The sequence below is a fragment of the Microbulbifer maximicatervae (SeqCode) genome, assembly GCF_052467385.1.
The window spans coordinates 3,496,689-3,522,769 of sequence record NZ_CP174311.1 but is presented as its reverse complement, the minus strand read 5'-3'; the positions used below and the strand labels follow the sequence as shown (position 1 = coordinate 3,522,769).

Here is a 26,081-nt window from a genome sequence, read left to right as displayed (position 1 = left end):
GCTGGACAGCCGCAAGCGGCTGCCGCTGGCAGGGGCGTTAACTTTCCAGGAGATAAAATGGACTTCGGCAAAATCATCAAAAGCGATGGTGATATACAGCTTGCTCAATGGAGTAGCATAATCTCCAGTCATCAAGCCCTCGAGCAAGCTCCTGATAAGAAAGGAACTAACCCTTTTACCAATGAGGAGGTTCTTTTCTCTGGTGAAGGCATAGCTTTCTATCTAGAAGGCGGGGATAAAGTTGGCAATATAAGCCTGGAAAATGGTGTTCTACTGACCAGTGGGGTTCCTATGTCAATATGCTCTGAACTTGCATATTCCCTCAACGCGGAAGCTTTCAAAGATGACCGCAGTTAACAAGGGCCAGCACAATCGCCAAATGCAAAAAACGCATTTGGCTGGACTCGCTGAAAGCGCTCGCCTGTGTGGCCGACGTTAAGTGATGATCAGGGACATGAAGTTGAACTCAGATATTTGGTTTAGAACTGAAAAGAGCCTCGAACAGATAGGGGAGATCCTTGGGCTGGTTAATATTTCATATGACGTTGAAAATTACTGGGAGTGGATTCTTGGCAACTATGGTGAGTTTCGAGTCGATGTTACGAGAGCGCATACTGTGAGCCCTGAAGAAACAGAAACTAGAGTATTCCTACTTGGTGACAACAGGACTTTTACTAATGAGCTTATCCGAGATTTCTCAGGTAAATTGAAGTTGTCAGGGGTTTCTACGATATACATAGGAAAGTGGGTTTACGTGAAAGGTAATGATTTTGATCTTCAGGTGCGCGAAAAAATCACTTAACAAGTTGATGCTGTTCGTTCCGGCAACTGCGTTGCCAACACCGGACCTCCGCTTCGCTGCGGCCGCAGATCAAGGCGTTTAGGAGGCCATATGGAAGTAACCACTGAGGTGTACTGCAAGTTTGATGGTGCCAAGCTAAAGGAGAGGTTTTGCTCCATTTTAAATAATTTTCCAACGCCTCCAAATGGATCAAGCTATGACAAGTCCAAGCTGATTGAGTTGTTTGCGATGCTAGGATCAGATATATCTGATGTGAAATATCATGTTGATCCAGAGTGGTCTATCTACAATATATCAGTACAATCTGATACCGAAGTATCTTTTTTCTTTGAGGAAAATAATGATTTCTCTTGGGATGATATGCCCGCTTTTCTTAGGTATTTTGGTTGCATCGAGGTTTTTACTAAAACATTAACTGATAATGGTGATGTTTTTATGGGGCTGGATGAAAAGGGGGCTTCCACATTGCTTTACACCACCGGGAATTGCCCAGAAATTGATGAGCCATTTTTAGATGATGGATGTTTTGAAGGGGGGAACGTCCATGATTATATCAAATTGTACAGAAACAATGATTTTCCGAAGCCGCCACCTCCTAACAAAGCTAGGCAGTCGGACAAAAACTTCTTCGCTTCGCTACGTAATTTTTTCCGCTCCTAGCGGCGTTATGTTTTTTGAGAGGTCGTTCCATTAAAACAAATAATCTTGAAATTCATAGAGCAGAGCCTGCAGTAATTGAGTTGAATGGCTTCCTCAATGCATTAAGATGTGTGATCGACTGTCCGAAAAGGATGTTTAGTGCAACACTTGTCGAAAAGGATGCTGGTTTAAACTCTTTTGTCGAAGATACAATAAAAAGTATTGGTGAGTTTGGAAAGCTCATAGAGCAAAGACAATCTGATTACAAAGCTACTTATCAATTATTCATCAATCATATTTATAAGAAAATATCGGATACCAAAACTAGGGCTTTAGATAATTTAGATTGGAATCTAATTGAGTATTATGGTCTTATCTCAACATCAGACCAAGAAGATGGCCCTTGGAATAGATTTATTAGTCAAGAACATACGATTTTAAGATTTCTTGATGATGACGGTGATGAGTACATTTTATTCTTTGTAGAATTTAGTGATTTTGTAGTGGTAACCCAATTGGGGTTAACATGGAACGAGAAATAAACATAACCAGGGTATGCACCCGACCTCCGGCAATTTGCACCTTTTTTGCGGTATAACTGCAAAAAAGCCTCCAATTATCTCCGGCTGGTGATGCAGGCGTTACATTCCCAAACTATGAAAATCGCAATATTACTAGCAATCACATTTTTGATTTCGGCGTGTGCAATTAATCCCCACACTGAAATCTGGGCACCAGAAATTGGAGGGGTGCTTATAGATAATGGTAAACCTATGTCAGGTGTTACTATCAAGGCTGCACGCACAGATTGGCTTAAACCTGTAGAGGATTGTCCCGATAGTTATCGAGAGGTGGTCACTGACAAAGAAGGAAAGTTTCTATTGCCAGCTGACGAGCATTTTTCTCTCTTCACCGTTATGGGAGACAGTGTTTTTTCATGGAAAGTATGTGCAGTTGTCAATGAATCATCTTTGACACTTTGGCGAGGCGAGTCTGTTGGTATTGTCACTGAAAAAGACAATGCAACATTAAAATGTGATATTTCACAAGAGCCAGTAAATACACGCAAGGGTGCTGTGCTATGTACCAGAATGTAACAAGTCAAAGCACTCGGACATGGTAAAGCTGTCACCATTTTTGTACCAAAAAGCCGCCAACTTCACCATGCCGGTGTTTGAGGCGTTATGTTTCCTATGAGTAGAGCTATCATATTAATCGTCATTGTCTTATTCCCAAATATTGTTAGGGCAACCTCTTTTGCGTGCGGCAAGCCTGAGGTCAAAGAAAATGACGAGCGAATAACATTTGAAAAAATGGAAGGCGACAGTACTGGCGGAACTTATAAAGTGCACTTGCCAAAAATTGAGAAATATAAACCGTCATTGGTGTGGGCTGTATTTTCGTCACCTCAAAATAATAGCGCTGGCGCAGCAGAGCTAAAGATTGAAGATAAGGGCGCTACGTATGTAGGTAAGTTACTATATGCCGGTAGCATAAGTGTAAAAATCAAGGCCGAATATATCGATGGTTTTGGTTGTAGCTTGATAATCGAGAATGAACAAAAACATAACAAGTAAAGGCAGATTTTTAGATGTTCTGTAGCTGCTGCAAGCATCAATCTCTATCTGAGCACTTTTTCTGAGAATTTTTCTGCAATTTGGTACTGCAGTTTCGTTCCAGTGCCATCGTTTTAAGTCAGCAGGCCCTGCAAGCCAGCTACGCCATTATGGAGTGCCAATCAGATAGTTAACCGGTTGGGAAAGTATGGTATTTTCCCCTTTAAATTTATCGGGCAGTGGCCAGCCAAAGATGGCTGGTAGAGAGCAAGTAGGTGCGCCAGCCATAACCAGGCTAGTCAAGCTCGACCAACCCCTCCGGGGCTGGGCTGGACAGCCTACGCGTTGCTTCGGCTGCCCTTGCTAGCGGCGTTATACCTCGGTTTAGAAAGATGAGATTTATCAAGTGAAGAAAAGAATTATACTTGTTGTAGCTTCAGTTCTATTTAGTCAGTGTGTTTTCGCTGACAAACCGCCCAAGATTAAAGAAAGGTCTAATGGGATGTACACTCAACAGATACATCAAGACTTTATTTACTTAGTTGATACAAAAGCGGAACTTTGTTTCGCTGGGTTGTGGCCTAGAGGCGGGTTAACGGAATTCGACTGTAAAAGCCTAGTTAAAAGGGGTGAATGGAAAAATATTATTGTATGGGTTGATCAAAAATAAATTAGTGATATACAGTATAACAAGTGGGTGATGTTCGTTTCAGCCACTGCGTGGCTTCCACCGGACGGCCCGCGCTTTGCGCGGTCCGCCGCATACCCAGGCGCTAAGTTTTATACACAAGTTTTTCCAGTTTTATTATGAAAATCAATGAGTTACAGTTTGCACGGTATAGGAGCTACAAATTTGGCTAGATAATTATGCAGGACTGGGTCAGGGACGAAGTGAAAAATCAAGTTATGGGTGACACACGATTGAATAAGCGCTTGTCCAATATTCTCAGTAATTTAAGTTCTGACCCAAAGAGTAGTATTCCCTGTGCAAACAAGTCTTGGGCAGAAACCTTTGCAGCCTATCGATTTATCGAAAATGATAAAGTCAGCTTTGACTCGATTATGAGTGGCCATAAATCAGCCACTCTTGAAAGAATTAAGGTTCAACCAGTTGTTCTTATCCCTCAGGATACCACTTTCCTAAATTTTGCTACCGATTTAGAAAGCAAAGAAATGGGAACACTCCGACGCAAAGAGACTAATCAGCAGCTCCTACATACCTCTATTGCTATAACACCATCCAGAGATAATCTGGGCATTATTGAGGGTAGCATGTGGCAGCGAGATAAAGAATCCAGCGCTAATTCTCGCTATACGAAGTCGATACAAGATAAAGAGAGTCGACGTTGGCTAGACCATTATGAATCAGCTTGTGAGATACAAGAGCACTGCCCTGAAACCACGATTGTGAGCATCGCAGATAGAGAGGGGGATATTCATGAGTGGTTTCAATTAGCTGAAGACCAAAATGAACAGCGGCGTGCAAGTTATATTGTTCGAGCCAAGGCTAATCGTAGTTTAGAGATCGAAGGAGAAGATACGACTTTACTTTGGGACTATATGACCAAACAGAAGTCCATCGGGAAATACTCAGTAGGTATCCCCAAAAGGAATGGAGAGCCAGAAAGGGAAGCTAAGGTCAGTGTATCCATTGCAGAAGTAAGATTACAGGGAAAAGGAAAATCAAAACGACCTCTTTCTATTTACGCAGTTTTTGCTAAGGAATTAAGCCCACCAGAAGGCAAAAAAGGTATTGAATGGATGCTGCTGACCGATCTTGCAGTTGAGGACTTTAAGCAAGCGAGGATCATCATTGAGTGGTATCGAAGTCGATGGGAAATTGAAACCTATTTTAGAGTGGTGAAAGGGGGATGCCAGATAGAAAGTAATCGCTTTAGAACCGAGCAGCGAATGCTGAACTGTATTGCAATCTATATGATCATTGGGTGGCGTCTACACTCCATGACAACACGAGCACGAACGCTTCCTGATACGTCGTGTACGAAATTCTACTCTGAAAAAGAGTGGCGTATGATATGGATAATGCAAGCTAAAACCTCCCCACCAAATGAAGCTCCAAGTATGAGAGATATAACTCGTATGTTGGCAGGACTTGGAGGCTTTCTGGGGCGGAATGGCGATGGTGAGCCCGGAGTTAAAACTGTTTGGCAGGGCTACACTAAACTGCTCCATTATATGGAGGCAGCGGAGGCTTTAAATGGACTTAAATGATGTGTATAAAACACAGCCCAGGCGTTATGTGTATAGGAGGATGAATGCGTAAAACTACAAATCATATAGCCATGTTGCTGCCAATATTCATTTGCCTTTATCCATTTCGCAGTTTGGCTTACACCTCTGAAGATTTGCTTACCTATGGGTTTGCTTTACTAGCCATAGCGCCTTATTTCATCTTTTATATTCTATGGATTAGGTCACATAGCATTGAGCCATATTTTCAGGCTGCTATTTTTTTAATCATGGCTATTGCAATACTTATATTTTATGCACCGCAAGAGGGTTTTCTTTTATTCTTCCTCATTGCAATTCAGTCAGGCGTTTTCTGCTTATCACTGCCTATTTACATCTGGCTTAAAACTAAGCAAAGCGCTTATGCTGTACACACATAACCAGTTGCAGCACAACGCAGCTACGCTGCTCGGACTTAAACTGCTTCGCAGCTTAAGCCCGTGTGCAAGGCGTTAGCCTACCCATCAAAGGAAATGAGTATCAGTGAACGAGAGAATACTAAGCCTCGGTAAAAAGTGCCTGAGGATTATTCCCACAGAAATGAAAGTGGCTAGTTTTCTTAGCGGAGAGCCAGTAGTACGCTCACCTATCGACTGGCCGCGTAAAAATAATAAACCACTTGGGTTCATTGCCCAGTTAGACCTGGGCGAAGTTAACGTAAGTCGAAATATAGACTGGCTACCTGATAGTGGTCGATTGCTATTCTTCTATGATCTCGAAGCGTGGCCTTGGGGGTTCGATCCAAATGATAAGGGTGGCTGGGCTGTAATCTATGAAAATGGATCTGGAGATCTGTATTCTCATGAACTGCCCAACGATCTAAGTGAAGATCATATAGCACCACCTATTAAGTATGTGAAAGCGGAGAGCTTCACTAGCTATCCAGATGCTCAAAGAGTTAGCTTGGAAGAAATTGGCTTATCTGAAGACGAAGACGATGAATACTACGACTTTATCGAAGAACAGTACGGAGATGAGCCTCGCCATCAAATTGGAGGTTTCCCGACACCAGTACAAAATGATGATATGGAAGAAGAGTGTCAGCTTGTAAGTGGTGGAGTAAATTGCGGAGGCCCAGAAGGGTACAACTCTGAAGAAGCTAAGCAGCTACGGAGACAGATAAACGATTGGCGAATGGTTCTCCAATTCGACTCTGACGACGATATCGAAGCTATGTGGGGTGACATGGGTATGCTTTATTTCTGGATTAAAGAAAGTGACGCGAGAAAGCATGACTTCTCTAAATCATGGATTGTATTGCAGTGCTGTTAAAATTTAAGGCTAACAAAGCGTTGCACCGAACAAGCCGGTGAACGCGACGTTAGCTCTCAGGAGATATTGTGCGATTAGCAATCTTATTAATAAGCCTCATTTTTTCTGGTTCTGCTTTATCAGATACGGAGGGTAGTAAGTATTTTGTCTTTATCGGGGAGAAGATAAGCCTTGAACCTGTGCCACCAAAGGAAGGCGAAATACCATTCGATAGTCAGTTTCTAGCGACCTATAAAATAATTGATCCATATCGGGGCACATATCAGGGTAATGAAATCGAATTTACGGTTTTCGATCATTACGGAAGGCCGCCTTTCGCTAACTATGAGCGAGTTCTTCTATATGTCGTGAAGCATGATGGTCGTTACTATCACTCCAAGTATCAATTCACACCGGTTTACAAGACTAAATCTGGGAAATGGGCTGGCGCATATGCCGCTTATGACTATGCCCACTCATATAATAAGAACACGAAGATCAAGCCAGTGAAGATCGAGTTCTCTGAGCCGGTGGTAATTGATATAACAGGTTATGAGAAAGAACATGCCATCGATTGGTTCCCAGAGCCTTACTACAAAATAGAGGGAAGTTCTGCTGTAGTAGTTTACGGCAACTATATCGATGAGCTGTTTCTTTTGAAGCAAAATGGTATTTTAAAAGCTCGTGGGGACTTCCAGTAAAAAAGCTAACAAGCAATGGCAGCATTGTCTAGACTATGAAAGATAAACGGGCCATATTTGCGACAGTTGAACTCTGGTATTGCGAACACAAAGGCATTCTGTTCGCAATCTTGGTTACGCTAGGAATTGGAGTGCTCTTCTTATATGTCGGTTTTCCTAAAAGCACTGAGCTTGTTTCAGGTGTCGCGCATGCTCAGGTTTATGATGGCAGCCAAACTGGAAATGAGCCTAAGCTCTTGGTCAAATTAGCTAACGGCAACTTGGCTCATGTGGGGGTAAGATCTCCTGGCCAAGTAAAAATAGGCTCAGAGCTGTGCCTATATAAAAAGACAAGTCATGCAGGTACAGTACATTTTTCAATTAAGGCAGTAGGTAAATGCACATAATAAAATTAAACATGTGACGTTTGCTACGCGGCCGCACATACTAAAGGCGTTAAGGTTCTTCATGAATAAGCTTGTCACTCTATTATTACTAAGTAGCAATACTTGCTTAGCTCAGGATCTAGTAGGCACCTGGGAGGATAGGAGTGGGGGCATATTTGGTGGTGAGTCAGGCTGGGACGAGTGTGAGTTTAGATATGACAACACTTTTAAGTGTACAAACTATCCAAAATTAGGCTGTTTGGTTTTACCTTTTGAAGGAGCTTGGGAGTTAATAGGTAACACTCTCATTCTTCGCTTGGATGGTTCTTATATAGTAAAGGCTCATATTGCCGAGATTGATAAGGATTTCTTTAGAGGGCTGGTAGAAAATGGCAATAAATTTACGTTTAGCAGGCAAAAGCCTTAACAAGGCAATGTAGCTGACGTTTTATTTTGTACGTTTTTTATACCGTTGCTACGTTCCAATATGCATGTTAAATGTTCACTAAACAAGCCGCCGCTGATCTTAACGTTTTGAGAATAAGAACATGAAGAGCATTCCAATAATATTCACTCTCACTATTTCTCTCATGTCCGGAATTGCGTCGGCAACAATAATTTATGTAAAGCCAAATTATCCTTTAGAGGCACTTAAAAATTGCATAGAGGGTTGGGTAGAGTTCGAAGTGACGGTAATGCCTGGTGGTTTTTTTGAAAATGTTAAAATCATAGATTCTTATCCTGAAGGTGTATTTGATGAGGCAGCTAGAAAAGCTCTTATGAAATACAAGTTAGTGCCTAGGGAGTTAATAGGTGTAACTGCCCCAGTTCATGGCGTGAAGCGCAAAATAAGCTACAATCTGGACGGCGAGTGTATACGGAAATAACAATCACAGGCAGCGAGTTTGCGGCCCTATGGGTCGCCGCAAGGTGTTAAGTGGTACAAGGGGAGCAAATGAAATCATTCATAATTAATTTTTTCGGCCTAGTCGGATCTTGGTATATGATCGATCTTACTTCCGAAAATTCGCTTAACTCAGTTTTTGCCCCGTTAGTATTTACTGGCTTCCTAATTTCCAGTGTGCTGTGGTTTATTGTAAAGTTTGGAATAACTCAGGGCTCTAGCTCTGGCGCTTACCTTGACAGTGATGATACAGGAGGTTTTGGTGGAGATGGGTGTTAAATCACTGAATAAGCACATATTATTCGCCGCTATCGTGATCGAAGGGCTTAAGCTACACTTCACCCACCGTAAATCCGAGCGTTATATAAATACTCTGTAATCGAGTAACCATTGATAGCTATGTCTTCAATTTCGAAAAATAAAGAAGAATTAATCTCCTCAATTGAAAATTCTTATGAAAATTTATTTGCTGATTATATGGGGGTCCCCAAGGAGCTTTCGAGAGAGATTGGTGTTGAAGGTAATATAAAAAATACAGAAATAAGCGTTTCTGATACTATTTCATACCTGATCGGTTGGGGAAATCTTGTCCTAAAATGGCATGAGCTTAGGGCAAATAATCTCGAAGTAGATTTTCCAGAAAAAGGTTACAGCTGGAATGAACTTGGGAGGCTAGCGCAGCACTTTCATGCATCCTATAAGGATTGGTCTTATAAACAGTTGCTGATAGAATTCCAGTTTACAATACAAAAAATACTGAAGCTTATAGACTCATTGAGCAATGATGAACTTTATGGGCATAGTTGGTATAAAAGTTACACCCTTGGGAGGATGATCCAGTTTAATACTTCATCTCCAATGAAAAATATCCGCACAAAGGTGCGCAGGTTTAAGAAGCAGAATAATATCAAGTAAATTTATACAACCTGTAAACCCAGATGACGGCTAAGAAGTACCTAATTTAAGCGTTTTGTTCGAGGTGAAGAGTGAATAGTGAAACAAAAAACGTACTGCTAAGTACATATACAGCTATAGGGCTTCCTATATCAGGTATTTTGCTTTTTTTTGCATATATTCTTACAGACAAGACAGTGCCTAGCGTTCAAGATTATGTAATTGCTACGATATGTGTATTTGTTAGCTTAAGTAGTATTTATCTATATAAGAAATTGAGCGCTAGAGAATCTGACCGACCGTTAACTATTCGTACTGCGATTAATGGTGTTTTGTATATTGTAGCAGTAATAGTAATTACAAGTATCATATGGTAATCCTCTCACACAACAAGGGGTTTCAGTCGACACCCAAAGCTACGCACTTTTGAGTGTAAGGTTGCTGCGCTCCCCTTAATACAAAAGTGGCGCTTCGCTCCTGGCGAGCCTGAATCCGACATTATGAGCTAAACGAGCTATGCTTAAGCATGTTATAAAATTTTTATTTTTAGCGCTTTGTGGCGAAGCTATGGCCTACGGCCTACCTAAAAATACTGAAGTAACACGAGCAAATGCTGACTTGCTGTCTATTAAGTTGGAAAAAATAGATTCTGGAAGTGTTGATACTTTTCTATATCAGCTTGAATTTGCTAACAAACTCGAAAGTTGCTTAGCGGGACGGGTTCAAACCTTTCTATTGCTTGATAAAAAGGAAATTTCAAGCTCTTCTATGGATTATAAAGTCGGCAGTGAGCAACCCAGTGTTTTACTTCATATGCCCGCATCGGGTTATGATATGGCGATAACTATCCAGTATTGCTGCTCAGAGGGAGTATCCCCCAGCTGTAAACAGTCACTCTCAATCAGTTCGGTCATTGGGATTACGTCGCAGTGAGAGGCTCTCATAGCAAGTGTTTATGGTTGCTCGTCAATTTTTTAAGCCATGCTTTCATCCCAGTAGGTGTTATTGTTCACGGTCGTATTTAGGGGGGGTAGTCTGCTTTTTCCATGCACAAACAAACTCTAATTCGAGTCTTTCTGTAGACTCTGCTAATATTCTTTGAGATTGAGTGGCATTCTTAATGACTTAATGAAATTTTTATTGGTGACACTAAAGAATTGGCCTGTAGATCTCACATGAATATCGAGTTATTTATTGCCGGTATCAATTCTGACATTGATCTATTGAGGTTTCATACGATAAGCTATCTCCACCTTGCTATTCGGGATTGAGGTCCACATAACTATCTGAGTTGTGCCTTGCGGATATCTGTCACGTTCGTACTCTTTAATGGTCTATATAAACTAATCGGTTCAGCAATGAACTGTGACTAACAAGGTCTTCGGTGGCCACCGAAGATGGCTCCCAATTTACCCGTTAGCGAAAAGTACTTTCAATATCAGTATCGGGCAAGAACAACCACACAAGGTGCTGTCACCGGCTCCAGCGCGAATGCGTCTCTGTGGGTGAGCTTAGCGTTATGAGGAAACTATGGTAACTCCAATAATTATTCTTTTACTGTTGTCTAGTCCCTTAGGTATCTCTTTTATTTATTCAAAGTTTAGCGGCATGCCTCTGAATGTTAAAAAGTACGCCTATTGGGGATTGGGAATAACCTTCATATTCTTCTGCGTTGGGCACTTTGTTAAAACGGAGGGCATGGTGGAAATGTTTCCGTCTTGGGTTCCTTTTCGCTTAGCGATAATCTATCTCACTGGATTGATTGAGCTATTGATAGGTATTGCTCTTTTTGTGCCAAGATATCAGCTCCATGCTGCATGGCTTGCTATTGTAGTTTTCGTTATTTTCTTTCCTGCAAATATTTATGCGGCATTAAACGGTATTGGTCTTGGCGGGCATCAATGGGGGCCTGTTTATTTGTTATTACGTGCGCCACTGCAAATCATACTAATTGCATGGGCATATTTTCTGTGTGTGAAAGGTCATAACAATTTAAAGCAGTCGACCACTAATGCAGTCGGCTGATTGAGGTGTTGTGTGTAAGGACTGCCCATGCTTAAACGTTTTCAATATTTTGGTGTTTTATCACTAGGAATCAATACTCCTATATTCATGTGGGTTGTTTTTTCAATTGTTTGGAGTAAAGCATAACAAATTGCTGAATCCTATGTTCTGCTCGCTTTGTGCTGTAGACCAAAGCAGCTTTATCCCGGTGATGGCCTGAGTAAAGCGTTGCACTTATGAGTAGGTCTATGCTACAACTCAGATATGTGTAATCGAGAGGAATAAAAGATGATGAGTTCTTTGGAAGTAGCAGAGTATTACTTCAAACTCTCAAACGAAAGTAACTTTGATGAAATCACAAAACTATTTTGTGAAAGCTCCACATTCAGGTCAGGAAAAGGAGATCTATTCTTAGGTGTGAATGACATCATGTCTATGCAGAGACTTCATCATGGTATGTTTTCAAAGCTTGAGTGGGAAGTATGCAGTGTTACAGAAACCAAACCCGGGATAGTTCATTTCAACTTTAACTTTACAGGTGAAACACATGCTGGAGAGAAAGTAGAGTATTCCGGTTTGGAAGATGTGGTTGTATATGGTGGTAAAATTCAGCACGTTCAAATACAGCGTCTGTGATGCCTTATAATCCCATGTCATGCAACCTATCTTTTGCTGCATGCATGGGTCAAAATCAGGCAAGTGAAACCGTGTAAGTTAAAGCATGAAGCTTTGAAAAGCTGGCCTCGTTTTGCCCACCAAAAGCCTCCAGCTTCATAAGTCCGGTGTTTGAGGTGTTAATAAAAAGACTAGCCTGCCTTTAGTAGGTATCCGGTATCGTTAGGTTTAATTGGAAGTTAATTGAAATTTTTGCGGGGAAATCTTTCACCCGTTAAAGCTGGAGAAGTGTTTAAAGTACTTCTCCAGTTTTTCTTAGGCTGCCAATCAGTATTTCGCAAATTATTAGCTCACAAAGTGATGGTGTTCTGCTAAAGAGTATATGGTTTATGGGTTGATTAGATGGAGCCTAATCAATCCATACCCTGGTATAAACCCGCTTCTGATCCGGAGTATCAATAAATCCATCCCGATCATGTAGGACTTTGGTGTTGTCAACGAAGACCATATCTCCAGAGTTCATGTAGAAGCTTAATGTATTCTCCGCACTGTTTAATTCCTTATCTAGTATATCCAGAGCCTTAAGTACTTCTTTTGATAAAGGCTGGTTCACGCGCTGATGGCCTTTCTCAATCCAGTACCGCATATAACGAATACTGAGCTTTTCGTTTGAATATTCGAAAATAGGAAAACAGTTTTCAAGTATGCTTTTTATGTTTTTGTCACTGCCTGGAGTAACTAAATCTCTAATATAGTTATTGTACAGGATCTCTAGTTTTTGTGGAGCAGTTTTTCGCAAGTTTTCATGAACTTGAGCCGCAGAAACGATTTTCGATTTTCCACCTTCAACTGCCGGAGTAAGGCAGCATAATCCAAGTATCTTTGGTTGTACGGTACGTTGTGAGCTATCAGTATGGACGCCAGTGGGTGCATTTGTCTGAGACACAGGAATAGCTTCGCTAGTATAGTCTTTTCCTGTATCGAGAATCCCATAAAGCCGGCCATAAGTATCTATAGTATTGCCCATTGCCAGGCTAAGCTTTAGAAATAGTAGGTTAAGCGTTGGCTTACTTAATGATTCCTCGCCCTGTATCCATGCCACCCCACTACCATGTTTTATTTCATGTTTTATCTGGTTGGCAAGCTGGTCGAACTCAGGTGTGGCAACTGATTCTTGGGTCAGATTTTCAATTGGGTTGTTTTGTTTTTTGGCCCAGCTCTCCAAAGCCTCGACCTCAGATTTCCAGTTTGAAGGCCACAGAAACTTCCAGTTGGAAGTTGCGGTCATATCATTAGCAGTCCAGGCTTGAGCTTGAACTACTTCACTTGGGGCTAAGTTAGTCATTTACTTGCACCTTAAATAATACGTGTAGTGGATAGCCGGCTAGTGGTGAGAAAAAATCTGGATCTAGGTCGAGGTGCTCTTGAGTCACTGAGAGTTCTTGAACGGTTGGCAGGGATTTAAAACCAGCTTGTGCCAGAGCTTCAAAATAGTGTGAAAAATTTTTATGCACGCATCGTACTGAAACTGGCTTGCCGCCTCTGCGCCATATTTTTCCTTCAAATGTTTGATCTATGCCATCTAAATAAGTCAAGTTGCCGTGTTGAAAGTAGAATGGAGGAACTTCTTCCCTCATGAACGGAAGGCAAGGGTGAGGCACTGTAAAAATAAAGGTGCCCCCTCTATTTAATAGACTCTTGACCTTACTTATGACCTTTGTCATTTCTTCTATGGTTAGATAGTTGAAAAGAAATACAGCAATAGCATGGTCAAACTTATCTCTAGGAAATTCTGTAAATGTAACGGCATTTCCAATTGCATATTCTGCTTTCGTCAAATTTCCAGCAGAAGCTGTTTCCTTTGCCTGGGAAATCATCTCTGAGGAAGAGTCAACACCAAAGATTGAACCTGCTCCCTTATCAAGTAGCATCCTGGATACATAGCCTTCACCGCAGCCCATATCCAATATGTTTTTCCCGGAGATATCTCCGATTGCTTCCAAAACTTTGGGGCGGGCGGTGAAATCACTGAGTAGGATTTTCTCAGAGCGGCTCCAGCTGTGAGCTTGTTTGTTATAGATGGTTTCAGTTGATAGTGGTAAGTTCATCCCGAACTGCTCCTTCAATTTTAGGGATAAAGTATGCTATGCAGTGGTGTGTGTATTAGTGTTTACTACATGGCTGGTGAAATTTTAGGTACTTGCGGCTTTAATTATTTAAGTTTAATTGCTGTTTTGATAAGGCTAGCGTTTTAAATATATAAAGTTAGTCGTTACCAGGAAATCCACTTGGTGTTTTTTTGTATTCTGCAGCTTGTTTTGCGTGGGCATGCTGGCAGTTTTTTATTGTTTGATTTTGTTGCTTGGTTGAGTGTGCAAAGCTGGGGGAGGAGCCTCAAAGTCTTTTTGTTGAGATAGAATATTCATAGCTCACATTTTATTTATATTATTCATGCCGCTCAGGCTAGCAGTACTTTTGTTTTTAGAGTTGATATATGTCAAATAAAACTAATTTTTTGGGGTTGAATTTAATGGATTAAATTCGCTTTAAGATGCTGTTTGGGTACGGGGTAATGTAATCAGGAGTATGTTTTAGCTTGTTGTATTCAATTCTCTTAGGTTGGATTGCTGTGCTTGATTAACGGCGCCTCTAGTTTCCCATGTTCTTGGCGTCTCGATTCTTAGGTTAATTTTTTAGAATATCTCTTCCTTAGCTAATCTGATGTTGTTGTGGTTTTGATCCTGTTGGCGTCTAGGCATCTTGTTAAGCGTGATTTGATATGAGAGCAACCGCGATTGATTCTGTCGTTTTTTGCGATATTTTTAGTACTTCAGCAATGCGGAAGATTTTTTCGGATGAACAGCGTGTTCAGCGCTATCTCGATGTTGAAGCGGCGCTGGCCAAAGTACAGGCCCGGTTAAAAATAATCCCTACAGAGGCTGCAGAGGACATTACTCAACACTGTGACGCCAAGCAGATAGATTTTGTAAAGCTTAAGGAGCAAACGGAGCTGATTGGTTATCCGGTGCTGGGTGTTGTAGAGCAGCTAGTGTCACTGTGTAGTCGAGATTTAGGTCAGTGGTGTCATTGGGGGGCTACTACTCAAGATATTACGGATACGGCAACCGTCTTACAGATTAGGGCGGCGCTTGAAATTGTTGAGACGGAGGTCAATGCAATCGCAGATGCTTTAGCAAGCCTGGCCAAGCGTTTCAGGGATACGCCTATGGTTGGGCGCAGCAATCTTCAACAAGCGGTACCTATAACGTTCGGCTACAAGGCGGCAGTTTGGTTGGCTGGTATTCATCGCCATCAAACGCGCTTAAGAGAGATAAAGTCTAGGGCGTTTGTAGGGGAATTTGGTGGTGCGGCGGGTAATCTTTCTTCCCTGGGGCATCAGGGGCTAGAAGTTCAAAGAGGAATTATGCAGGAACTCGATCTCGGAGTCCCTTGTATCGCCTGGCATACGATGAGAGATCGCGTTACCGAAGTGGCTTGTCTATTGGGGCTGATTACTGGCACCTTGGGAAAAATAGCCCTCGATATAAAACTAATGGCACAGACAGAAGTCGGGGAGGTGGCGGAGCCTCTTATATCTGGCCGGGGTGCGTCTAGTACAATGCCCCAAAAACACAATCCTCTATCAGCAGTTCTTATCAGCGGTACTGTCCCAGTGGTTAGACAGCAGGTTGCCTCTTTGCTGGAAGCGATGGTTGAAGACCATGAGCGGGCTACGGGCCCGTGGGAGATAGAGTGGATTGTTCTGCCGGAAATATTCTGTCTTACCGCATCGGTATTATCCCAGGCACGTTTTGCGCTAGAAGGACTTCAGGTATTTCCAGAAAAAATGATGCGAAACTTGGAAATGACTGGAGGTTTAGTGCTCTCTGAGGCTGTAATGATGGGACTGGGACCGAAACTGGGGCGTGAGAATGCCCACGATTTGGTTTACCAGATTTGCTGCCAGGCAATGGAGACGGGTCGTCCTTTTTCTGACTTGTTAAAGGAAGATAGACTGGTGTCGGGGGCTCTCTCTGATGCGGAGTTAGATCAACTTCTTGACCCTCATAACTATCTTGGATCATGCGGGGAGATGGTTGATGCAACGCTTGCTGGAAAAGAGCGCTGACTCAGTAACCTGCCGTTTCCCAATTGTCAGTGCTAGCTGCTGTGGATTGATTCTTGTGTCCGCTGCTCTTAATGCAAACTCTCTAAGCTTAGAGTCTAATTCTTTATCTTGGCTGGTTTTTTTTCATTCGACTATTTTTTTTAAAATAGATACCTGAAGAAAATGTAGGATATTTATTTAAGGATAAGGATTCTAGAGGCGGGCGTAACTTAAAAATTAACATAATCAATAATCGGTGCTTATTACTTGTGGTGTAACATATACAGTAATTTAGTCGATTCATGTTGTATTTAAGTGGTGATCTGAAGGGTGGGTTGATGGGCAAGTTTAAATTGGCATTGGCACAGTTGCCGTCAGTGAAAGGAAATATTGAACGCAATATTGAGTCACATATCCATGCTGTAAAAGTCGCAGTAAGGAAAAAGGCCTCTATTGTGGTGTTTCCCGAGCTTTCATTAACTGGTTATGAGCCGGATCTGGCTGAACAATTAGCGCTTAAGATCGACGATCCACAGTTAAGCCCTCTAGCTGACTTGGCAGCTAGCTGTGGTGTTTGGCTAGTTGTGGGTGCGCCTATTCGGCAGAAGAATGGTATTGCGATCGGTTCGCTCGTATTTTCTCCTCAGGGTGAGATTTCTGTTTATTTGAAAATACATTTGCACCCAGGAGAAGAAAAGTGGTTCGTTCCCGGATCTGAATATCTATCACTGAACGTCGAAGGTGAGACTGTAGCTCTGGCTATTTGTGCAGATGTGTGTAACCCAGGTCATGTTGCCACCTATGAAAAGCAGGGGGCTTCAGTTTATGTGGCAGGGGTATTGATTACTCCGACGGGATACCCGGAGGATAGTCAACAGTTGGCAAATTATGCTTTAGAGCACAATTTACTGGTGGCTATTGCGAACTTTAATCAGCCGACAGGTGGTTATTCCACAGCCGGCTGTAGTGCAGCTTGGGGCCCCGAAGGTGAGATTGTCAGCGCGAGTGATACAGCCAGCCAACTAGTTTGCGTTGAGCGCGATGATGAAGGGTGGTGTTCGGGGATTGTATCTCTTTAATTGTGCAGCTCTATAAATGGTAGTTGCCAATAGCTCCCTTCATTTACTCGCTTCTAGCTCTGCTACTAAAGCTGTCACCAATCCGGCTGCGGGCAGGGCTCGTGCGAGAGGGGCTCCTTGTCCGGCCCATTGAACGGCATATTCGTCATTGCCTGCTTTTGCAGCTGCCTGAGCCAGGGCTTTGCCCGCGGAGTAAGCGATCGGGTAATCCGGCAGAGGGGGAGCGCCCTTACTTAGCGCTTTATAGAATTGGTTGCTGATACCGCGAGCGGGGCGCCCGGAAATATTGGCGGTGATCTCTGTGTGCTGTGCGCGCTCACTTTGTAAGGCACTGCGGTAGCTGTCGGAGGCTGCAGATTCCGGACAAAGGACAAATGCAGTTCCCATTTGCACGGCGCTGGCTCCGAGAGAGAGTGCAGCGCGAATGCCAGCGCCATCCATAATGCCACCCGCAGCAACGATTGGTAGGCTGCTGTGGCAACACAGCAATCGGACCAGCGCCAGAGTTCCAATTTCCTGGTCGCCCTCTGGGTGGAAGACCCCCCTATGCCCACCAGCCTCAATACCTTGGGCAATTAAAACATCGATACCAGCATCCTCAGCCAGTTTGGCTTCTTGAGGAGAGGTTGCCGTGGCCATCAAGATAATCCCTGCACCTTTTAGTGCGGCGATAAACTCTTCTGATGGTAGGCCAAAGTGGAAGCTGACAACCGGTGGCTTTTGCTCGAGTAAAGCTTCCAGCATGGCCTTATTGCCGATAAATGTTGAATAGGGTTCATTGATCAGCTTGGGAACCGGTGCATCGAAGGCGGCAAAATGTGGGGCGAGATGGGAAAGCCAGGCTTGCTCCCGTTGGGGATCTTTTGTTGGGGGCTGGTGGCAAAAGAGGTTTACATTAAAGGGGTGCTCGGTCTGGTCGTGAGTACAACGAATTTCATCTGCGGCTTTTTCTACTGAGCAGGCGCCGAGTCCAAGTGAGCCGAGTCCTCCTGCATTGGATACAGCGGCGGCGAGAGCGGGTGTGGATACCCCGGCCATGGGTGCTGCAAAAATGGGATGGGAAATTCCGAGTTTTTCGAGTAATGGATTCATGGCCCTGCCTGTGAGTTGCGCTCCCCTTCTGGGCCACCTTAGTGCAGATTGTGCGAGGTAGCTATACCTCGCAGGCGTTACTGCTGCAAAAGTTTTTGGGGAGCGCGAACAGCAATCCTAGGTGGATTGCTTACAGGTGCAGGTTGAAACCGATGTATGGGCCTTTGATTTCAATATCGCTCTGCAAGTCGTCGAGCTCTTCCAGATCGAGAGTCATTACGCGGTAACCAGCTTCGATAGCAAAGTCGACAGCCGGTACAAAATCCCAGCGCACTTTAGCTGTCAGGTCGGTATGGGTATCGCCACGGTAGGCCGTTGCATTGCCTTGGGCAATTACAGACCAGCCGGTAAATGGAAGATCAAAGCGCGCCATGCCGTAGGCCATAGGTAGGTAGCCAGTGAGGTCGACAGTCTCTGCCTGGGTATCGCTCACTGCGGTAAATTCACCGTCATACATACGCGCGGTCAAACCGACATCCAGGTTTACCCAGTTGTCCAAAATTTCGTAGTAAAGGGTAGCGTCGGTATGGGTGAGGTTCAGATCTGTGCGGATTTCTGAATTGGCAGTGAAGGTTTCATCATCAAAAGTAACGGAGGTGGCCAGGATATCGTCACCGTCGGAATCGATATTACTGTGGGCCAGAAGCACATTGGGCACCAGGGGAATGGGGTGCTCTAGGGCAACCTGCAAGAAGGTAATGTTATCTTCCGAGAGGGACAGGTTATCCAGCTTGTATTCGTCGGTACCGATATTACCGCTATAGCCTGGCAGCCATGCGCCGGCAGTAGCATCAAGGCCGAGGATAGTATCTGCGCTTGCGGTGCCGCAGGCGAGGAGGGTACTCAAGGCAAGTGCGGATTTCTTCATTGACTTCACTCCGTGATGAATTTGTCGCGGAGTTTACAGATAAATTTTTCCCGTGCCGTGGCTAAGTTGCACATTTTTACAAATCTTTAACGTTTTGCACTGGTAAAAATGGTGCGTTTGGGTATTGCCTGTTAGGAAATTGACCGCTTCTTTCCTGGACCTTCTAAATAGCCGCTTCGAACAGCATCTGCTGCAGCGCGCTGGCTGGATTGCTCAATGTTCGGCCCCGGTGACTGATCACGCCAAGGTTTCGCAGTACTTGCAGCTTTTTGACTGGCAGCACAGCCAGGCTGCTGTCCACCAATGTGTGGGGCAGAACACTCCAACCGAGACCGACACAGGCCATCATCTTAATGGTTTCCAGATAGTTGGTTGCCAGCTTCGCGGTGAGTTTTAACCCCTGGGCATCAAACTCTCTTTTGATCAGGCGCCCGGTATAGGTATTCATATCCGGCAGTATGGCGGGATAGTTGGCGAGGTCGGTGAGTTCCAGTTCCGGCAGCTTTGCCAGGGGGTGATCCGGGGCAGCCACCACAACACAGGGGTCGGGCCAGATCACTTCGGCATTCAGGTGCGGATACTCCTTAAGTGCCAGGGTGACCACGGCTAATTCATATTTGGCAGCCATCAGGGCTTCGTAAGCTTGTTCCGAGTCGACAAAATCGATGTCCAAGGCAACCTGTGGGTAGCGGAAGCTGAACTCTTTCAGCACCGGGGGTAGGTGATGCAGACCCACGTGGTGGCTGGTGGCGATACGCAAGCTGCCGCTGACCGAGTTGCTCAATGCGCGCAATTCCCGCTCGGTGTCGCTGATTTCATTAAGTATGTGGCGGGCGCGGGGCAGCAGGGCGCGGCCGGCATCGGTGAGCTGCAATCGCCGTCCGATGCGGTCAAACAGTGGGGAGCCCAGTTGCTGTTCCAGGGCAGCCAGGCGCTTACTCATGGCGGGCTGAGTCAGGTGCAGCAGCTCGGCGCCTTCAGATACTGAACCCTGTTCAGCGATTGCCAGAAATGCCCGCAGCCACTGTAGTTCCAAGCTGTTTCCCCTGAAGCGGTTTGTCGATAAAGGCTCAGATTGAGCCGGTGGATAAATGGCAGAGACGCCAGAAGATGGATATTACCCCAGTTTGGCTTTCGAATTCCATTTAGGAATAGTTTAGATAATAAATATAAATTGGTGTTATTTGGTGGGTCTGGGTAGACTCAGGCTCTTAACTACTGAGAGGAATGGCTGTGGCAGGGCAAACACTCTACGACAAACTCTGGCAGGACCACCTGATCAAGAACTGTGATGATGGCTCCTCACTTATCTATATCGACCGCCACCTGATTCACGAGGTGACCTCCCCCCAGGCGTTTGAAGGCCTGCGTCTGGCTGGTCGCAAACCTTGGCGCAAGGATTCGCTAGTCGCCACTCCCGACCACAATGTGCCTTCCGAGGCGGCCGAGCGCGCCGCTGGCGTCAGTGGTATTCGCGATGATATCTCCCGAATCCAGGTACAGACCCTGGATGAAAACTGCCGTGACTTTGATGTAGTCCAGTTCGGTATCAATGAGCCGGGACAGGGTATTGTGCATGTGATCGGCCCGGAAACAGGTGCGACACTGCCGGGTATGACGGTGGTTTGTGGCGACTCACATACCTCCACCCACGGGGCGCTCGGCGCCTTGGCCCACGGTATTGGCACTTCTGAGGTGGAGCATGTGATGGCTACCCAGTGCCTTACCCAGAAGAAAATGAAGAATATGCTGGTTCGCGTCGACGGCCAGCTGCGCCCAGGTGTCACGGCTAAAGATGTGGTGTTGGCGATCATTGGCAAAATTGGCACTGCTGGCGGTACCGGTTACGCGATCGAGTTTGGCGGCGAAGTGATGCGTAACATGTCCATGGAAGGCCGTATGACCGTGTGCAATATGGCCATTGAAGGCGGTGCTCGCGCGGGGATGGTGGCGGTAGACCAGATCACTCTCGATTACGTGAAAGGCAAGCCCTACGCACCGAAAGACGAAATGTGGGATCGGGCAGTTGAGGCCTGGAGCCACTTGCACTCCGATGACGATGCGGTATTCGACGAAGTCGTGGTATTGGTCGGTGAGGATATTGAGCCGCAGGTCAGCTGGGGCACTTCCCCTGAGATGGTGGCGCCGATCAGCGCCCAGGTACCTACCCCCAGTGACGAGAGCGATGCCACCAAGCGTACGGGCATGGAGCGAGCGCTGGAATATATGGGGTTGAACGCCGGGCAGAATATCAGCGATATCAAACTGGATCGCGTATTTATCGGCTCCTGCACCAACTCCCGAATTGAAGATCTTCGCGCAGCGGCAGAAGTTGCCAAGGGTCGTTACAAGGCGGATAGCGTCAAGCAGGTGCTGATTGTTCCGGGCTCCCAGGCCGTAAAAGCCCAGGCTGAGCGCGAGGGGTTGCACGAGATTTTTGTTGAAGCTGGTTTTGAGTGGCGCGAACCATCCTGTTCCATGTGTCTGGCGATGAATGCGGACAAGCTGGGGGCGGGAGAGCACTGTGCTTCCACCTCCAACCGCAACTTTGAAGGGCGCCAGGGTTACGGTGGCCGCACGCATCTGGTGAGTCCCAGTATGGCGGCAGCGGCTGCAATTGCCGGCCACTTTGTCGATGTGCGAGAGATGGCACCGGTACAGCTGGAAGAGGAGATGGCCTGATGAAAGCGTTTACCCAGCACGAGGGTCTCGTGGTACCGATGGATCGGGCCAATGTGGATACCGACCTGATCATCCCCAAGCAGTTCTTGAAATCCATTAAGCGCTCTGGCTTTGGCCCGAACCTGTTTGATGAGTTGCGCTACCTGGATGAGGGGGTTCCCGGGCAGGACTGTTCCGGCCGTCCGCTCAATCCGGACTTTCCCCTTAATTTCCCCCGTTACCAGGGTGGTTCAGTGCTGATTGCACGGGAGAATTTTGGCTGCGGTTCCAGCCGTGAGCATGCGCCCTGGGCATTGGAAGATCATGGCTTCCGCGCAATTATCGCGCCCAGCTTTGCCGATATCTTTTTCAATAACTGTTTTAAAAATGGTCTTTTGCCGATTGTCCTGGCGGAAGATGTCGTGCATCAGTTGTTTGAGGAAACACACGGGCAGGAGGGCTATGCGCTCACCATCGACCTGGAACAGCAGCATGTGCGCAAGCCTTGTGGCGAGCTGATTCCATTTGAAGTGGATGCCTTCTCCAAGCACTGTTTGTTAAATGGTCTCGATCATATCGGTCTGACCCTGGAGCACGCCGACGATATTCGCGCTTATGAGCAGGCGCGCCGAGAGAAAGCCCCTTGGCTTTTTGATGCGGTTCAGTAATTAAAGGAAATTCCTGTGACGAAAAAAGTAATGATTCTGCCGGGTGACGGCATTGGTCCGGAAATTGTTGAACAGGCCATGGCGGTGCTGGAAGTTGCATCGGGAAAATTCAATCTGGGGCTCAGTTTTGAGCAGGGCTTGATTGGTGGCTCGTCTATCGATGCCCACGGTGAGCCTCTGACCGACGCAACGCTGAAGGCGGCGGGTGACTGCGATGCGGTGCTGCTCGGTGCTGTAGGTGGTCCTCAATGGGATACCCTGGAGCGGGAAATTCGCCCGGAAAAGGGCTTGTTAAAAATTCGCAGCGGCCTGGGCCTCTACGCGAATCTGCGCCCGGCGATTCTCTACCCGCAACTGGCCGATGCCTCTTCGCTTAAGCCCGAAGTGGTCGCCGGCTTGGATATTCTGATTGTGCGCGAATTGACCGGCGGTATTTACTTTGGCGAGCCGCGCGGTATCAAGACCCTGGAAAATGGTGAGCGTCAGGGCTTTAACACCTACGTGTACAGCGAATCAGAAATTGAACGCATTGCCCGCTCTGCCTTTGAGGCGGCACAAAAGCGCAATGGCAAACTCTGTTCTGTAGACAAAGCCAATGTACTGGAAGTGACAGTGCTCTGGCGCGAGGTGTTGGATCGTCTGGCTCCGGAATATCCCGATGTAGAGCTGTCCCATATGTACGTGGACAACGCGGCGATGCAATTGGTGCGGGCGCCCAAGCAGTTTGATGTGATGGTAACCGGCAATATGTTCGGCGATATTCTCTCCGATGCTGCCGCCATGCTTACCGGTTCCATTGGGATGTTGCCCTCCGCCTCCTTGAACGAAAGCGGTTTTGGTCTTTACGAGCCCTGCCATGGCTCCGCTCCGGATATTGCTGGCCAGGGTATCGCCAACCCGCTGGCGACTATTTTGTCTGCTGCCATGATGTTGCGCTATTCCCTCGATATGAATGAGGCCGCAGATGCGATTGAAGCAGCAGTGAGCAAGGTGTTGGAGCAGGGTTTGCGCACTGCCGACATTTATACCGACGGCTGTCAGAAAGTCTCTACCGCAGAGATGGGCGCTGCCGTTGTAGCCGCACTTTAAGTTTCGATTCCACAAGTTTCGATTCCACAAGTTTCGAAACCGCAATTTTCGATTCCACTATCGCGCCGCTTTCCCGGCGGCGCACTTTGACCACCTCACATACAGGACACCGCAATGCAAAAAATAGGTTTTATCGGCTGGCGCGGCATGGTCGGCTCGGTATTACTGGAGCGCATGCGAGCAGAGGATGACTTTGCCCATATCGCCGAACCGGTTTTTTTCTCAACTTCCAACGCAGGAGGCACGGCGCCGGACATCGGCAGGCCCCTGCCGCCACTGGGCGATGCTTACGATATTGATGCACTGAGACAGCTGGATGCGATTGTCAGCTGTCAGGGTGGCGATTACACCAAGGAAGTTTTTACCCGCTTGCGCGAGGCCGGTTGGCAGGGTTACTGGATTGATGCGGCTTCCAGCCTGCGAATGCAGGACGATGCTGTGATCGTGCTGGACCCGGTTAATCGCGATGTGATTGATCGCGCGATTGATGCCGGACAGAAAAACTTTATCGGCGGCAACTGCACTGTGAGCCTGATGTTGATGGCTCTGGGTGGACTGTTTAAGGCGGGCATGGTCGAGTGGGTTACCGCCATGACTTACCAGGCGGCCAGCGGTGCCGGTGCGCGCAATATGCGCGAGTTGATTGCGCAGATGGGTGCGCTGCGCGATGGTGTGGCAACAGAGCTGGCCGACCCCGCCAGTGCCATTCTGGAGATTGATCGCAAAGTAGCAGCAGATATGCGTTCAGCAGAATTCCCCACCGCAGAATTTGGCGCGCCACTGGCAGGCAGTTTGTTGCCCTGGATCGATACCCAGTTGGAGAATGGCCAGAGCCGCGAAGAGTGGAAGGCGCAAGTTGAAGCAAATAAGATTTTACAGACCGAAACCCCGATTCCTGTGGACGGCACTTGCGTACGTATCGGTGCCATGCGCTGTCACAGCCAGGCTTTCACCATAAAATTGAAAAAAGATTTGCCACTTGCCGACATTGAACAATTGTTAAATGGTGCCAACGACTGGGTAAATGTGGTGTCTAATGAGCGTGAGGCTACGGTGCAGAACCTGACGCCAACAGCAGTTACCGGAAAGTTGGATATTCCTGTTGGTCGACTGCGTAAATTGAGCGTTGGTCCAGAGTACTTAAACGCCTTTACTGTAGGGGATCAGCTGCTTTGGGGCGCCGCAGAACCCCTACGCAGAATCCTGCTGATTTTACTCGGCAAACTGTAACTGGTACGAACCTGAGTAAGTCCTCTACTAAGAGTGGAAATAGGCCACTTTAGTGGAGGACTTTTTGCCAAGCTGTGAACTTCTTCGCGTAAAAAACGGCTACTGTTTGTCATAGCGCCTTTTTCGAATTTTCCCCACGGGTATAATCGCCCCTCATTTTTCCCTTTCCAATTCAATGAAGTGATTTGCCATGTCCGAAGCCACCCGCGAACTGGTCATTGTCGGTGTTGATAACGCCGCCTTTGGTCCCCTGCTGGAAGTACTCGAAGAGCGTGAAGTAATTTCCGCCGAGCAGCTGAGTTTGCTGGAGACTGACGAACGGGAAGTAGACCCCCAGGTATTTGCCAATCGCAATATTCCGGTGGAGTCCCTGGAGAAATTTACATTTAACGATAAGCAGGTCGTGATTCTGCTGAGCGCCGGCGAAGCCGTTGAAGCTGCCATGGCTGCCGCAGAACAAAATGGCGCCTGGATTGTAGACGTGGCCAACAACACCCGCGGCGATGAAAGTGTTGCCCTGGTACACCCAATGTTTAACAGCGGTGAACTCGCTTCTGCCGAGCGCCGCGTTGTTGCGCTGCCAAGTGCCGGCGCCTCCATGGTGGCGGAAGCCCTGGCGCCCCTGAAAGATAAACTGCAAGCGGTAGAGGTACAGCTCAATCAGCCGGTGTCTGCTCTGGGCAAGGCCGCAATTGATGCTATGGCGGCACAAACCGCGCGGATGTTTAGTGGCCAGGACGCAGAAATTGATCCTGAGATTGGCCATCGATTGGCGTTTAACCAGCTCAGTGCCTGCGAGGCTCTGCTCGCCAGTGGCCACACCCTCAGTGAGCTGACTTTGGTTCACGACCTGCGCCGCTTATTTGGAGACGCGGTAGCAGTCGATGCCAGCATCAATACGGTCTCTGTTTTCCACGGTCAGCTAGCTAATTTGGGCGTCGCTTTAACTGAAGATGTCGATCTGGAAAAAGTGCGTGCGCTGCTGGCAAATGGCGCTGGCCTCAAAATGGCGGAGCAGCCCTCGGCAGAAAGTGCGGTGGGCAGTGACGTGACAATCATCGGCCGCTTGCGCCAAAGTCTACTCAACAAGCGACAGTTAAATCTTTGTGCGGTGTCTGACAACCTGCGTAAAGATGTAGCAATAAACTGTGCACAAATTGCCCACTTGTTGCTAAAAAACTACTGATATTTAATACTTAGCGGCCATAGTGAAGGTGTAATCTTAACTTTGGCCTGGCTGAGACTGGCGAAAAATTCGCCATAGTTGGCGGCTGCCTAAACGGCGGCCAAATAGGTGAACGATTA

The 26,081-nt window shown here is 46.3% G+C and carries 29 protein-coding genes; 24 read left to right on the top strand and 5 right to left on the bottom strand.

Translation table 11 applies throughout. The annotated features are described in order from the left end of the window. The first annotated feature begins 57 nt into the window (after positions 1 to 57). The 17 genes from ACJJIR_RS15020 to ACJJIR_RS14940 all read left to right on the top strand — a co-directional run bounded on the left by ACJJIR_RS15020 (position 58) and on the right by ACJJIR_RS14940 (position 12,002). The gene (locus tag ACJJIR_RS15020) at positions 58 to 357 is read left to right on the top strand and encodes a hypothetical protein (protein ID WP_444905954.1); all 300 of its coding nucleotides are present in this window, start codon (positions 58 to 60) and stop codon (positions 355 to 357) included. 103 nt (positions 358 to 460) lie between these two features. Beyond that, positions 461 to 802, top strand: coding sequence for a hypothetical protein (locus tag ACJJIR_RS15015; protein ID WP_444905953.1), 342 nt, complete (start codon positions 461 to 463; stop codon positions 800 to 802). A 90-nt stretch (positions 803 to 892) separates the two neighbouring features. Then, entirely contained in the window at positions 893 to 1,462 is a 570-nt protein-coding gene (locus ACJJIR_RS15010; protein WP_444905952.1) for a hypothetical protein, read from the top strand. A 14-nt stretch (positions 1,463 to 1,476) separates the two neighbouring features. Further along, positions 1,477 to 1,983 (top strand): hypothetical protein, encoded by a 507-nt coding sequence (locus ACJJIR_RS15005; protein ID WP_444905951.1) that lies wholly within the window; start codon positions 1,477 to 1,479, stop codon positions 1,981 to 1,983. Between the two features lie 114 nt (positions 1,984 to 2,097). Beyond that, a complete protein-coding gene (locus tag ACJJIR_RS15000) occupies positions 2,098 to 2,538 on the top strand; it encodes a DUF6795 domain-containing protein (RefSeq protein ID WP_444905950.1) in 441 nt (146 codons plus the stop codon). Between the two features lie 96 nt (positions 2,539 to 2,634). After that, complete coding sequence (locus tag ACJJIR_RS14995) at positions 2,635 to 3,018, top strand: hypothetical protein (RefSeq protein ID WP_444905949.1); 384 nt, start codon at positions 2,635 to 2,637, stop codon at positions 3,016 to 3,018. An 846-nt stretch (positions 3,019 to 3,864) separates the two neighbouring features. Next, complete coding sequence (locus tag ACJJIR_RS14990; RefSeq protein ID WP_444905948.1) at positions 3,865 to 5,229, top strand: IS4 family transposase; 1,365 nt, start codon at positions 3,865 to 3,867, stop codon at positions 5,227 to 5,229. 44 nt (positions 5,230 to 5,273) lie between these two features. Next, positions 5,274 to 5,627 (top strand): hypothetical protein, encoded by a 354-nt coding sequence (locus tag ACJJIR_RS14985; protein ID WP_444905947.1) that lies wholly within the window; start codon positions 5,274 to 5,276, stop codon positions 5,625 to 5,627. 103 nt (positions 5,628 to 5,730) lie between these two features. Beyond that, positions 5,731 to 6,519 (top strand): YwqG family protein, encoded by a 789-nt coding sequence (locus ACJJIR_RS14980; protein ID WP_444905946.1) that lies wholly within the window; start codon positions 5,731 to 5,733, stop codon positions 6,517 to 6,519. Positions 6,520 to 6,587: 68 nt separating this feature from the next. After that, positions 6,588 to 7,199 carry a hypothetical protein gene (locus tag ACJJIR_RS14975; RefSeq protein WP_444905945.1) on the top strand — a complete coding sequence of 204 codons (612 nt, stop codon included), beginning with the start codon at positions 6,588 to 6,590 and terminating at the stop codon, positions 7,197 to 7,199. A gap of 35 nt (positions 7,200 to 7,234) precedes the next feature. Further along, positions 7,235 to 7,585 carry a hypothetical protein gene (locus ACJJIR_RS14970; protein ID WP_444905944.1) on the top strand — a complete coding sequence of 117 codons (351 nt, stop codon included), beginning with the start codon at positions 7,235 to 7,237 and terminating at the stop codon, positions 7,583 to 7,585. 61 nt (positions 7,586 to 7,646) lie between these two features. After that, positions 7,647 to 7,991 carry a lipocalin-like domain-containing protein gene (locus ACJJIR_RS14965; protein ID WP_444905943.1) on the top strand — a complete coding sequence of 115 codons (345 nt, stop codon included), beginning with the start codon at positions 7,647 to 7,649 and terminating at the stop codon, positions 7,989 to 7,991. 121 nt (positions 7,992 to 8,112) lie between these two features. Further along, positions 8,113 to 8,451, top strand: a complete 339-nt coding sequence (locus ACJJIR_RS14960) for an energy transducer TonB (protein WP_444905942.1) — start codon at positions 8,113 to 8,115, stop codon at positions 8,449 to 8,451. 416 nt (positions 8,452 to 8,867) lie between these two features. Next, positions 8,868 to 9,383, top strand: coding sequence for a ClbS/DfsB family four-helix bundle protein (locus ACJJIR_RS14955; protein WP_444905941.1), 516 nt, complete (start codon positions 8,868 to 8,870; stop codon positions 9,381 to 9,383). Positions 9,384 to 9,878: 495 nt separating this feature from the next. Then, positions 9,879 to 10,295 carry a hypothetical protein gene (locus tag ACJJIR_RS14950; protein WP_444905940.1) on the top strand — a complete coding sequence of 139 codons (417 nt, stop codon included), beginning with the start codon at positions 9,879 to 9,881 and terminating at the stop codon, positions 10,293 to 10,295. Positions 10,296 to 10,892: 597 nt separating this feature from the next. Further along, positions 10,893 to 11,387, top strand: coding sequence for a DoxX family protein (locus tag ACJJIR_RS14945; RefSeq protein WP_444905939.1), 495 nt, complete (start codon positions 10,893 to 10,895; stop codon positions 11,385 to 11,387). Positions 11,388 to 11,654: 267 nt separating this feature from the next. After that, complete coding sequence (locus ACJJIR_RS14940; protein WP_444898083.1) at positions 11,655 to 12,002, top strand: hypothetical protein; 348 nt, start codon at positions 11,655 to 11,657, stop codon at positions 12,000 to 12,002. A 388-nt stretch (positions 12,003 to 12,390) separates the two neighbouring features. On the opposite strand, the gene ACJJIR_RS14935 is transcribed toward ACJJIR_RS14940, so the two are convergent. Both ACJJIR_RS14935 and ACJJIR_RS14930 read right to left on the bottom strand, forming a co-directional pair. Then, positions 12,391 to 13,326, bottom strand: a complete 936-nt coding sequence (locus ACJJIR_RS14935; RefSeq protein WP_444905938.1) for a TauD/TfdA family dioxygenase — start codon at positions 13,324 to 13,326, stop codon at positions 12,391 to 12,393. Next, entirely contained in the window at positions 13,319 to 14,089 is a 771-nt protein-coding gene (locus tag ACJJIR_RS14930; protein ID WP_444905937.1) for a class I SAM-dependent DNA methyltransferase, read from the bottom strand. The genes ACJJIR_RS14935 and ACJJIR_RS14930 overlap by 8 nt, the downstream gene beginning before the upstream one ends. 728 nt (positions 14,090 to 14,817) lie before the next feature. Between ACJJIR_RS14930 and ACJJIR_RS14925 the strand changes: the two genes are divergently transcribed. Then, positions 14,818 to 16,110: a class-II fumarase/aspartase family protein gene (locus ACJJIR_RS14925; protein WP_444905936.1), complete on the top strand. Its 1,293-nt coding sequence runs from the start codon at positions 14,818 to 14,820 to the stop codon at positions 16,108 to 16,110. Between the two features lie 317 nt (positions 16,111 to 16,427). Then, positions 16,428 to 17,168, top strand: a complete 741-nt coding sequence (locus ACJJIR_RS14920) for a carbon-nitrogen hydrolase family protein (protein ID WP_444905935.1) — start codon at positions 16,428 to 16,430, stop codon at positions 17,166 to 17,168. A gap of 39 nt (positions 17,169 to 17,207) precedes the next feature. Here the strand turns inward: ACJJIR_RS14920 and ACJJIR_RS14915 are convergent, their stop codons facing one another. The 3 genes from ACJJIR_RS14915 to ACJJIR_RS14905 all read right to left on the bottom strand — a co-directional run bounded on the left by ACJJIR_RS14915 (position 17,208) and on the right by ACJJIR_RS14905 (position 20,164). Next, entirely contained in the window at positions 17,208 to 18,260 is a 1,053-nt protein-coding gene (locus ACJJIR_RS14915; RefSeq protein WP_444905934.1) for an NAD(P)H-dependent flavin oxidoreductase, read from the bottom strand. 130 nt (positions 18,261 to 18,390) lie between these two features. Then, positions 18,391 to 19,128, bottom strand: coding sequence for a TIGR04219 family outer membrane beta-barrel protein (locus tag ACJJIR_RS14910; protein WP_444905933.1), 738 nt, complete (start codon positions 19,126 to 19,128; stop codon positions 18,391 to 18,393). 163 nt (positions 19,129 to 19,291) lie between these two features. Continuing rightward, a complete protein-coding gene (locus ACJJIR_RS14905; protein WP_282931865.1) occupies positions 19,292 to 20,164 on the bottom strand; it encodes a LysR family transcriptional regulator in 873 nt (290 codons plus the stop codon). Between the two features lie 197 nt (positions 20,165 to 20,361). On the opposite strand from ACJJIR_RS14905, the gene leuC reads away from it, so the two are divergent. The 5 genes from leuC (at position 20,362) to ACJJIR_RS14880 (ending at position 25,962) form a co-directional block, all read left to right on the top strand. Next, complete coding sequence (gene leuC / locus ACJJIR_RS14900; protein WP_282931866.1) at positions 20,362 to 21,810, top strand: 3-isopropylmalate dehydratase large subunit; 1,449 nt, start codon at positions 20,362 to 20,364, stop codon at positions 21,808 to 21,810. Then, a complete protein-coding gene (gene leuD / locus ACJJIR_RS14895; protein WP_444894524.1) occupies positions 21,810 to 22,457 on the top strand; it encodes a 3-isopropylmalate dehydratase small subunit in 648 nt (215 codons plus the stop codon). Before leuC ends, leuD begins: the two co-directional genes overlap by 1 nt. Positions 22,458 to 22,487: 30 nt before the next feature. Further along, positions 22,488 to 23,546 carry a 3-isopropylmalate dehydrogenase gene (gene leuB / locus ACJJIR_RS14890; RefSeq protein ID WP_444908428.1) on the top strand — a complete coding sequence of 353 codons (1,059 nt, stop codon included), beginning with the start codon at positions 22,488 to 22,490 and terminating at the stop codon, positions 23,544 to 23,546. A gap of 114 nt (positions 23,547 to 23,660) precedes the next feature. Beyond that, positions 23,661 to 24,776: an aspartate-semialdehyde dehydrogenase gene (asd, locus tag ACJJIR_RS14885; protein WP_444905932.1), complete on the top strand. Its 1,116-nt coding sequence runs from the start codon at positions 23,661 to 23,663 to the stop codon at positions 24,774 to 24,776. A 190-nt stretch (positions 24,777 to 24,966) separates the two neighbouring features. Next, a complete protein-coding gene (locus ACJJIR_RS14880; protein ID WP_444905931.1) occupies positions 24,967 to 25,962 on the top strand; it encodes an Asd/ArgC dimerization domain-containing protein in 996 nt (331 codons plus the stop codon). Positions 25,963 to 26,081: the final 119 nt, after the last annotated feature.

What these genes read in the sequence shown, in the direction of transcription:
- ACJJIR_RS14945 (WP_444905939.1), top strand. Translation starts at nt 10,893, where the DNA reads ATGGTAACTCCAATAATTATTCTTTTACTGTTGTCTAGTCCCTTAGGT.
- ACJJIR_RS14950 (WP_444905940.1), top strand. Translation starts at nt 9,879, where the DNA reads ATGCTTAAGCATGTTATAAAATTTTTATTTTTAGCGCTTTGTGGCGAA.
- ACJJIR_RS14990 (WP_444905948.1), top strand. Translation starts at nt 3,865, where the DNA reads ATGCAGGACTGGGTCAGGGACGAAGTGAAAAATCAAGTTATGGGTGAC.
- ACJJIR_RS14940 (WP_444898083.1), top strand. Translation starts at nt 11,655, where the DNA reads ATGATGAGTTCTTTGGAAGTAGCAGAGTATTACTTCAAACTCTCAAAC.
- ACJJIR_RS14910 (WP_444905933.1), bottom strand. Translation starts at nt 19,128, where the DNA reads ATGAAGAAATCCGCACTTGCCTTGAGTACCCTCCTCGCCTGCGGCACC.
- ACJJIR_RS14965 (WP_444905943.1), top strand. Translation starts at nt 7,647, where the DNA reads ATGAATAAGCTTGTCACTCTATTATTACTAAGTAGCAATACTTGCTTA.
- ACJJIR_RS14880 (WP_444905931.1), top strand. Translation starts at nt 24,967, where the DNA reads ATGTCCGAAGCCACCCGCGAACTGGTCATTGTCGGTGTTGATAACGCC.
- leuD (WP_444894524.1), top strand. Translation starts at nt 21,810, where the DNA reads ATGAAAGCGTTTACCCAGCACGAGGGTCTCGTGGTACCGATGGATCGG.
- ACJJIR_RS15010 (WP_444905952.1), top strand. Translation starts at nt 893, where the DNA reads ATGGAAGTAACCACTGAGGTGTACTGCAAGTTTGATGGTGCCAAGCTA.
- asd (WP_444905932.1), top strand. Translation starts at nt 23,661, where the DNA reads ATGCAAAAAATAGGTTTTATCGGCTGGCGCGGCATGGTCGGCTCGGTA.
- leuB (WP_444908428.1), top strand. Translation starts at nt 22,488, where the DNA reads ATGATTCTGCCGGGTGACGGCATTGGTCCGGAAATTGTTGAACAGGCC.
- ACJJIR_RS14960 (WP_444905942.1), top strand. Translation starts at nt 8,113, where the DNA reads ATGAAGAGCATTCCAATAATATTCACTCTCACTATTTCTCTCATGTCC.
- ACJJIR_RS15000 (WP_444905950.1), top strand. Translation starts at nt 2,098, where the DNA reads ATGAAAATCGCAATATTACTAGCAATCACATTTTTGATTTCGGCGTGT.
- ACJJIR_RS14985 (WP_444905947.1), top strand. Translation starts at nt 5,274, where the DNA reads ATGCGTAAAACTACAAATCATATAGCCATGTTGCTGCCAATATTCATT.
- ACJJIR_RS14955 (WP_444905941.1), top strand. Translation starts at nt 8,868, where the DNA reads ATGTCTTCAATTTCGAAAAATAAAGAAGAATTAATCTCCTCAATTGAA.
- ACJJIR_RS14915 (WP_444905934.1), bottom strand. Translation starts at nt 18,260, where the DNA reads ATGAATCCATTACTCGAAAAACTCGGAATTTCCCATCCCATTTTTGCA.
- ACJJIR_RS14995 (WP_444905949.1), top strand. Translation starts at nt 2,635, where the DNA reads ATGAGTAGAGCTATCATATTAATCGTCATTGTCTTATTCCCAAATATT.
- ACJJIR_RS14925 (WP_444905936.1), top strand. Translation starts at nt 14,818, where the DNA reads ATGCGGAAGATTTTTTCGGATGAACAGCGTGTTCAGCGCTATCTCGAT.
- ACJJIR_RS14935 (WP_444905938.1), bottom strand. Translation starts at nt 13,326, where the DNA reads ATGACTAACTTAGCCCCAAGTGAAGTAGTTCAAGCTCAAGCCTGGACT.
- ACJJIR_RS14930 (WP_444905937.1), bottom strand. Translation starts at nt 14,089, where the DNA reads ATGAACTTACCACTATCAACTGAAACCATCTATAACAAACAAGCTCAC.
- ACJJIR_RS15020 (WP_444905954.1), top strand. Translation starts at nt 58, where the DNA reads ATGGACTTCGGCAAAATCATCAAAAGCGATGGTGATATACAGCTTGCT.
- ACJJIR_RS14920 (WP_444905935.1), top strand. Translation starts at nt 16,428, where the DNA reads ATGGGCAAGTTTAAATTGGCATTGGCACAGTTGCCGTCAGTGAAAGGA.
- ACJJIR_RS14970 (WP_444905944.1), top strand. Translation starts at nt 7,235, where the DNA reads ATGAAAGATAAACGGGCCATATTTGCGACAGTTGAACTCTGGTATTGC.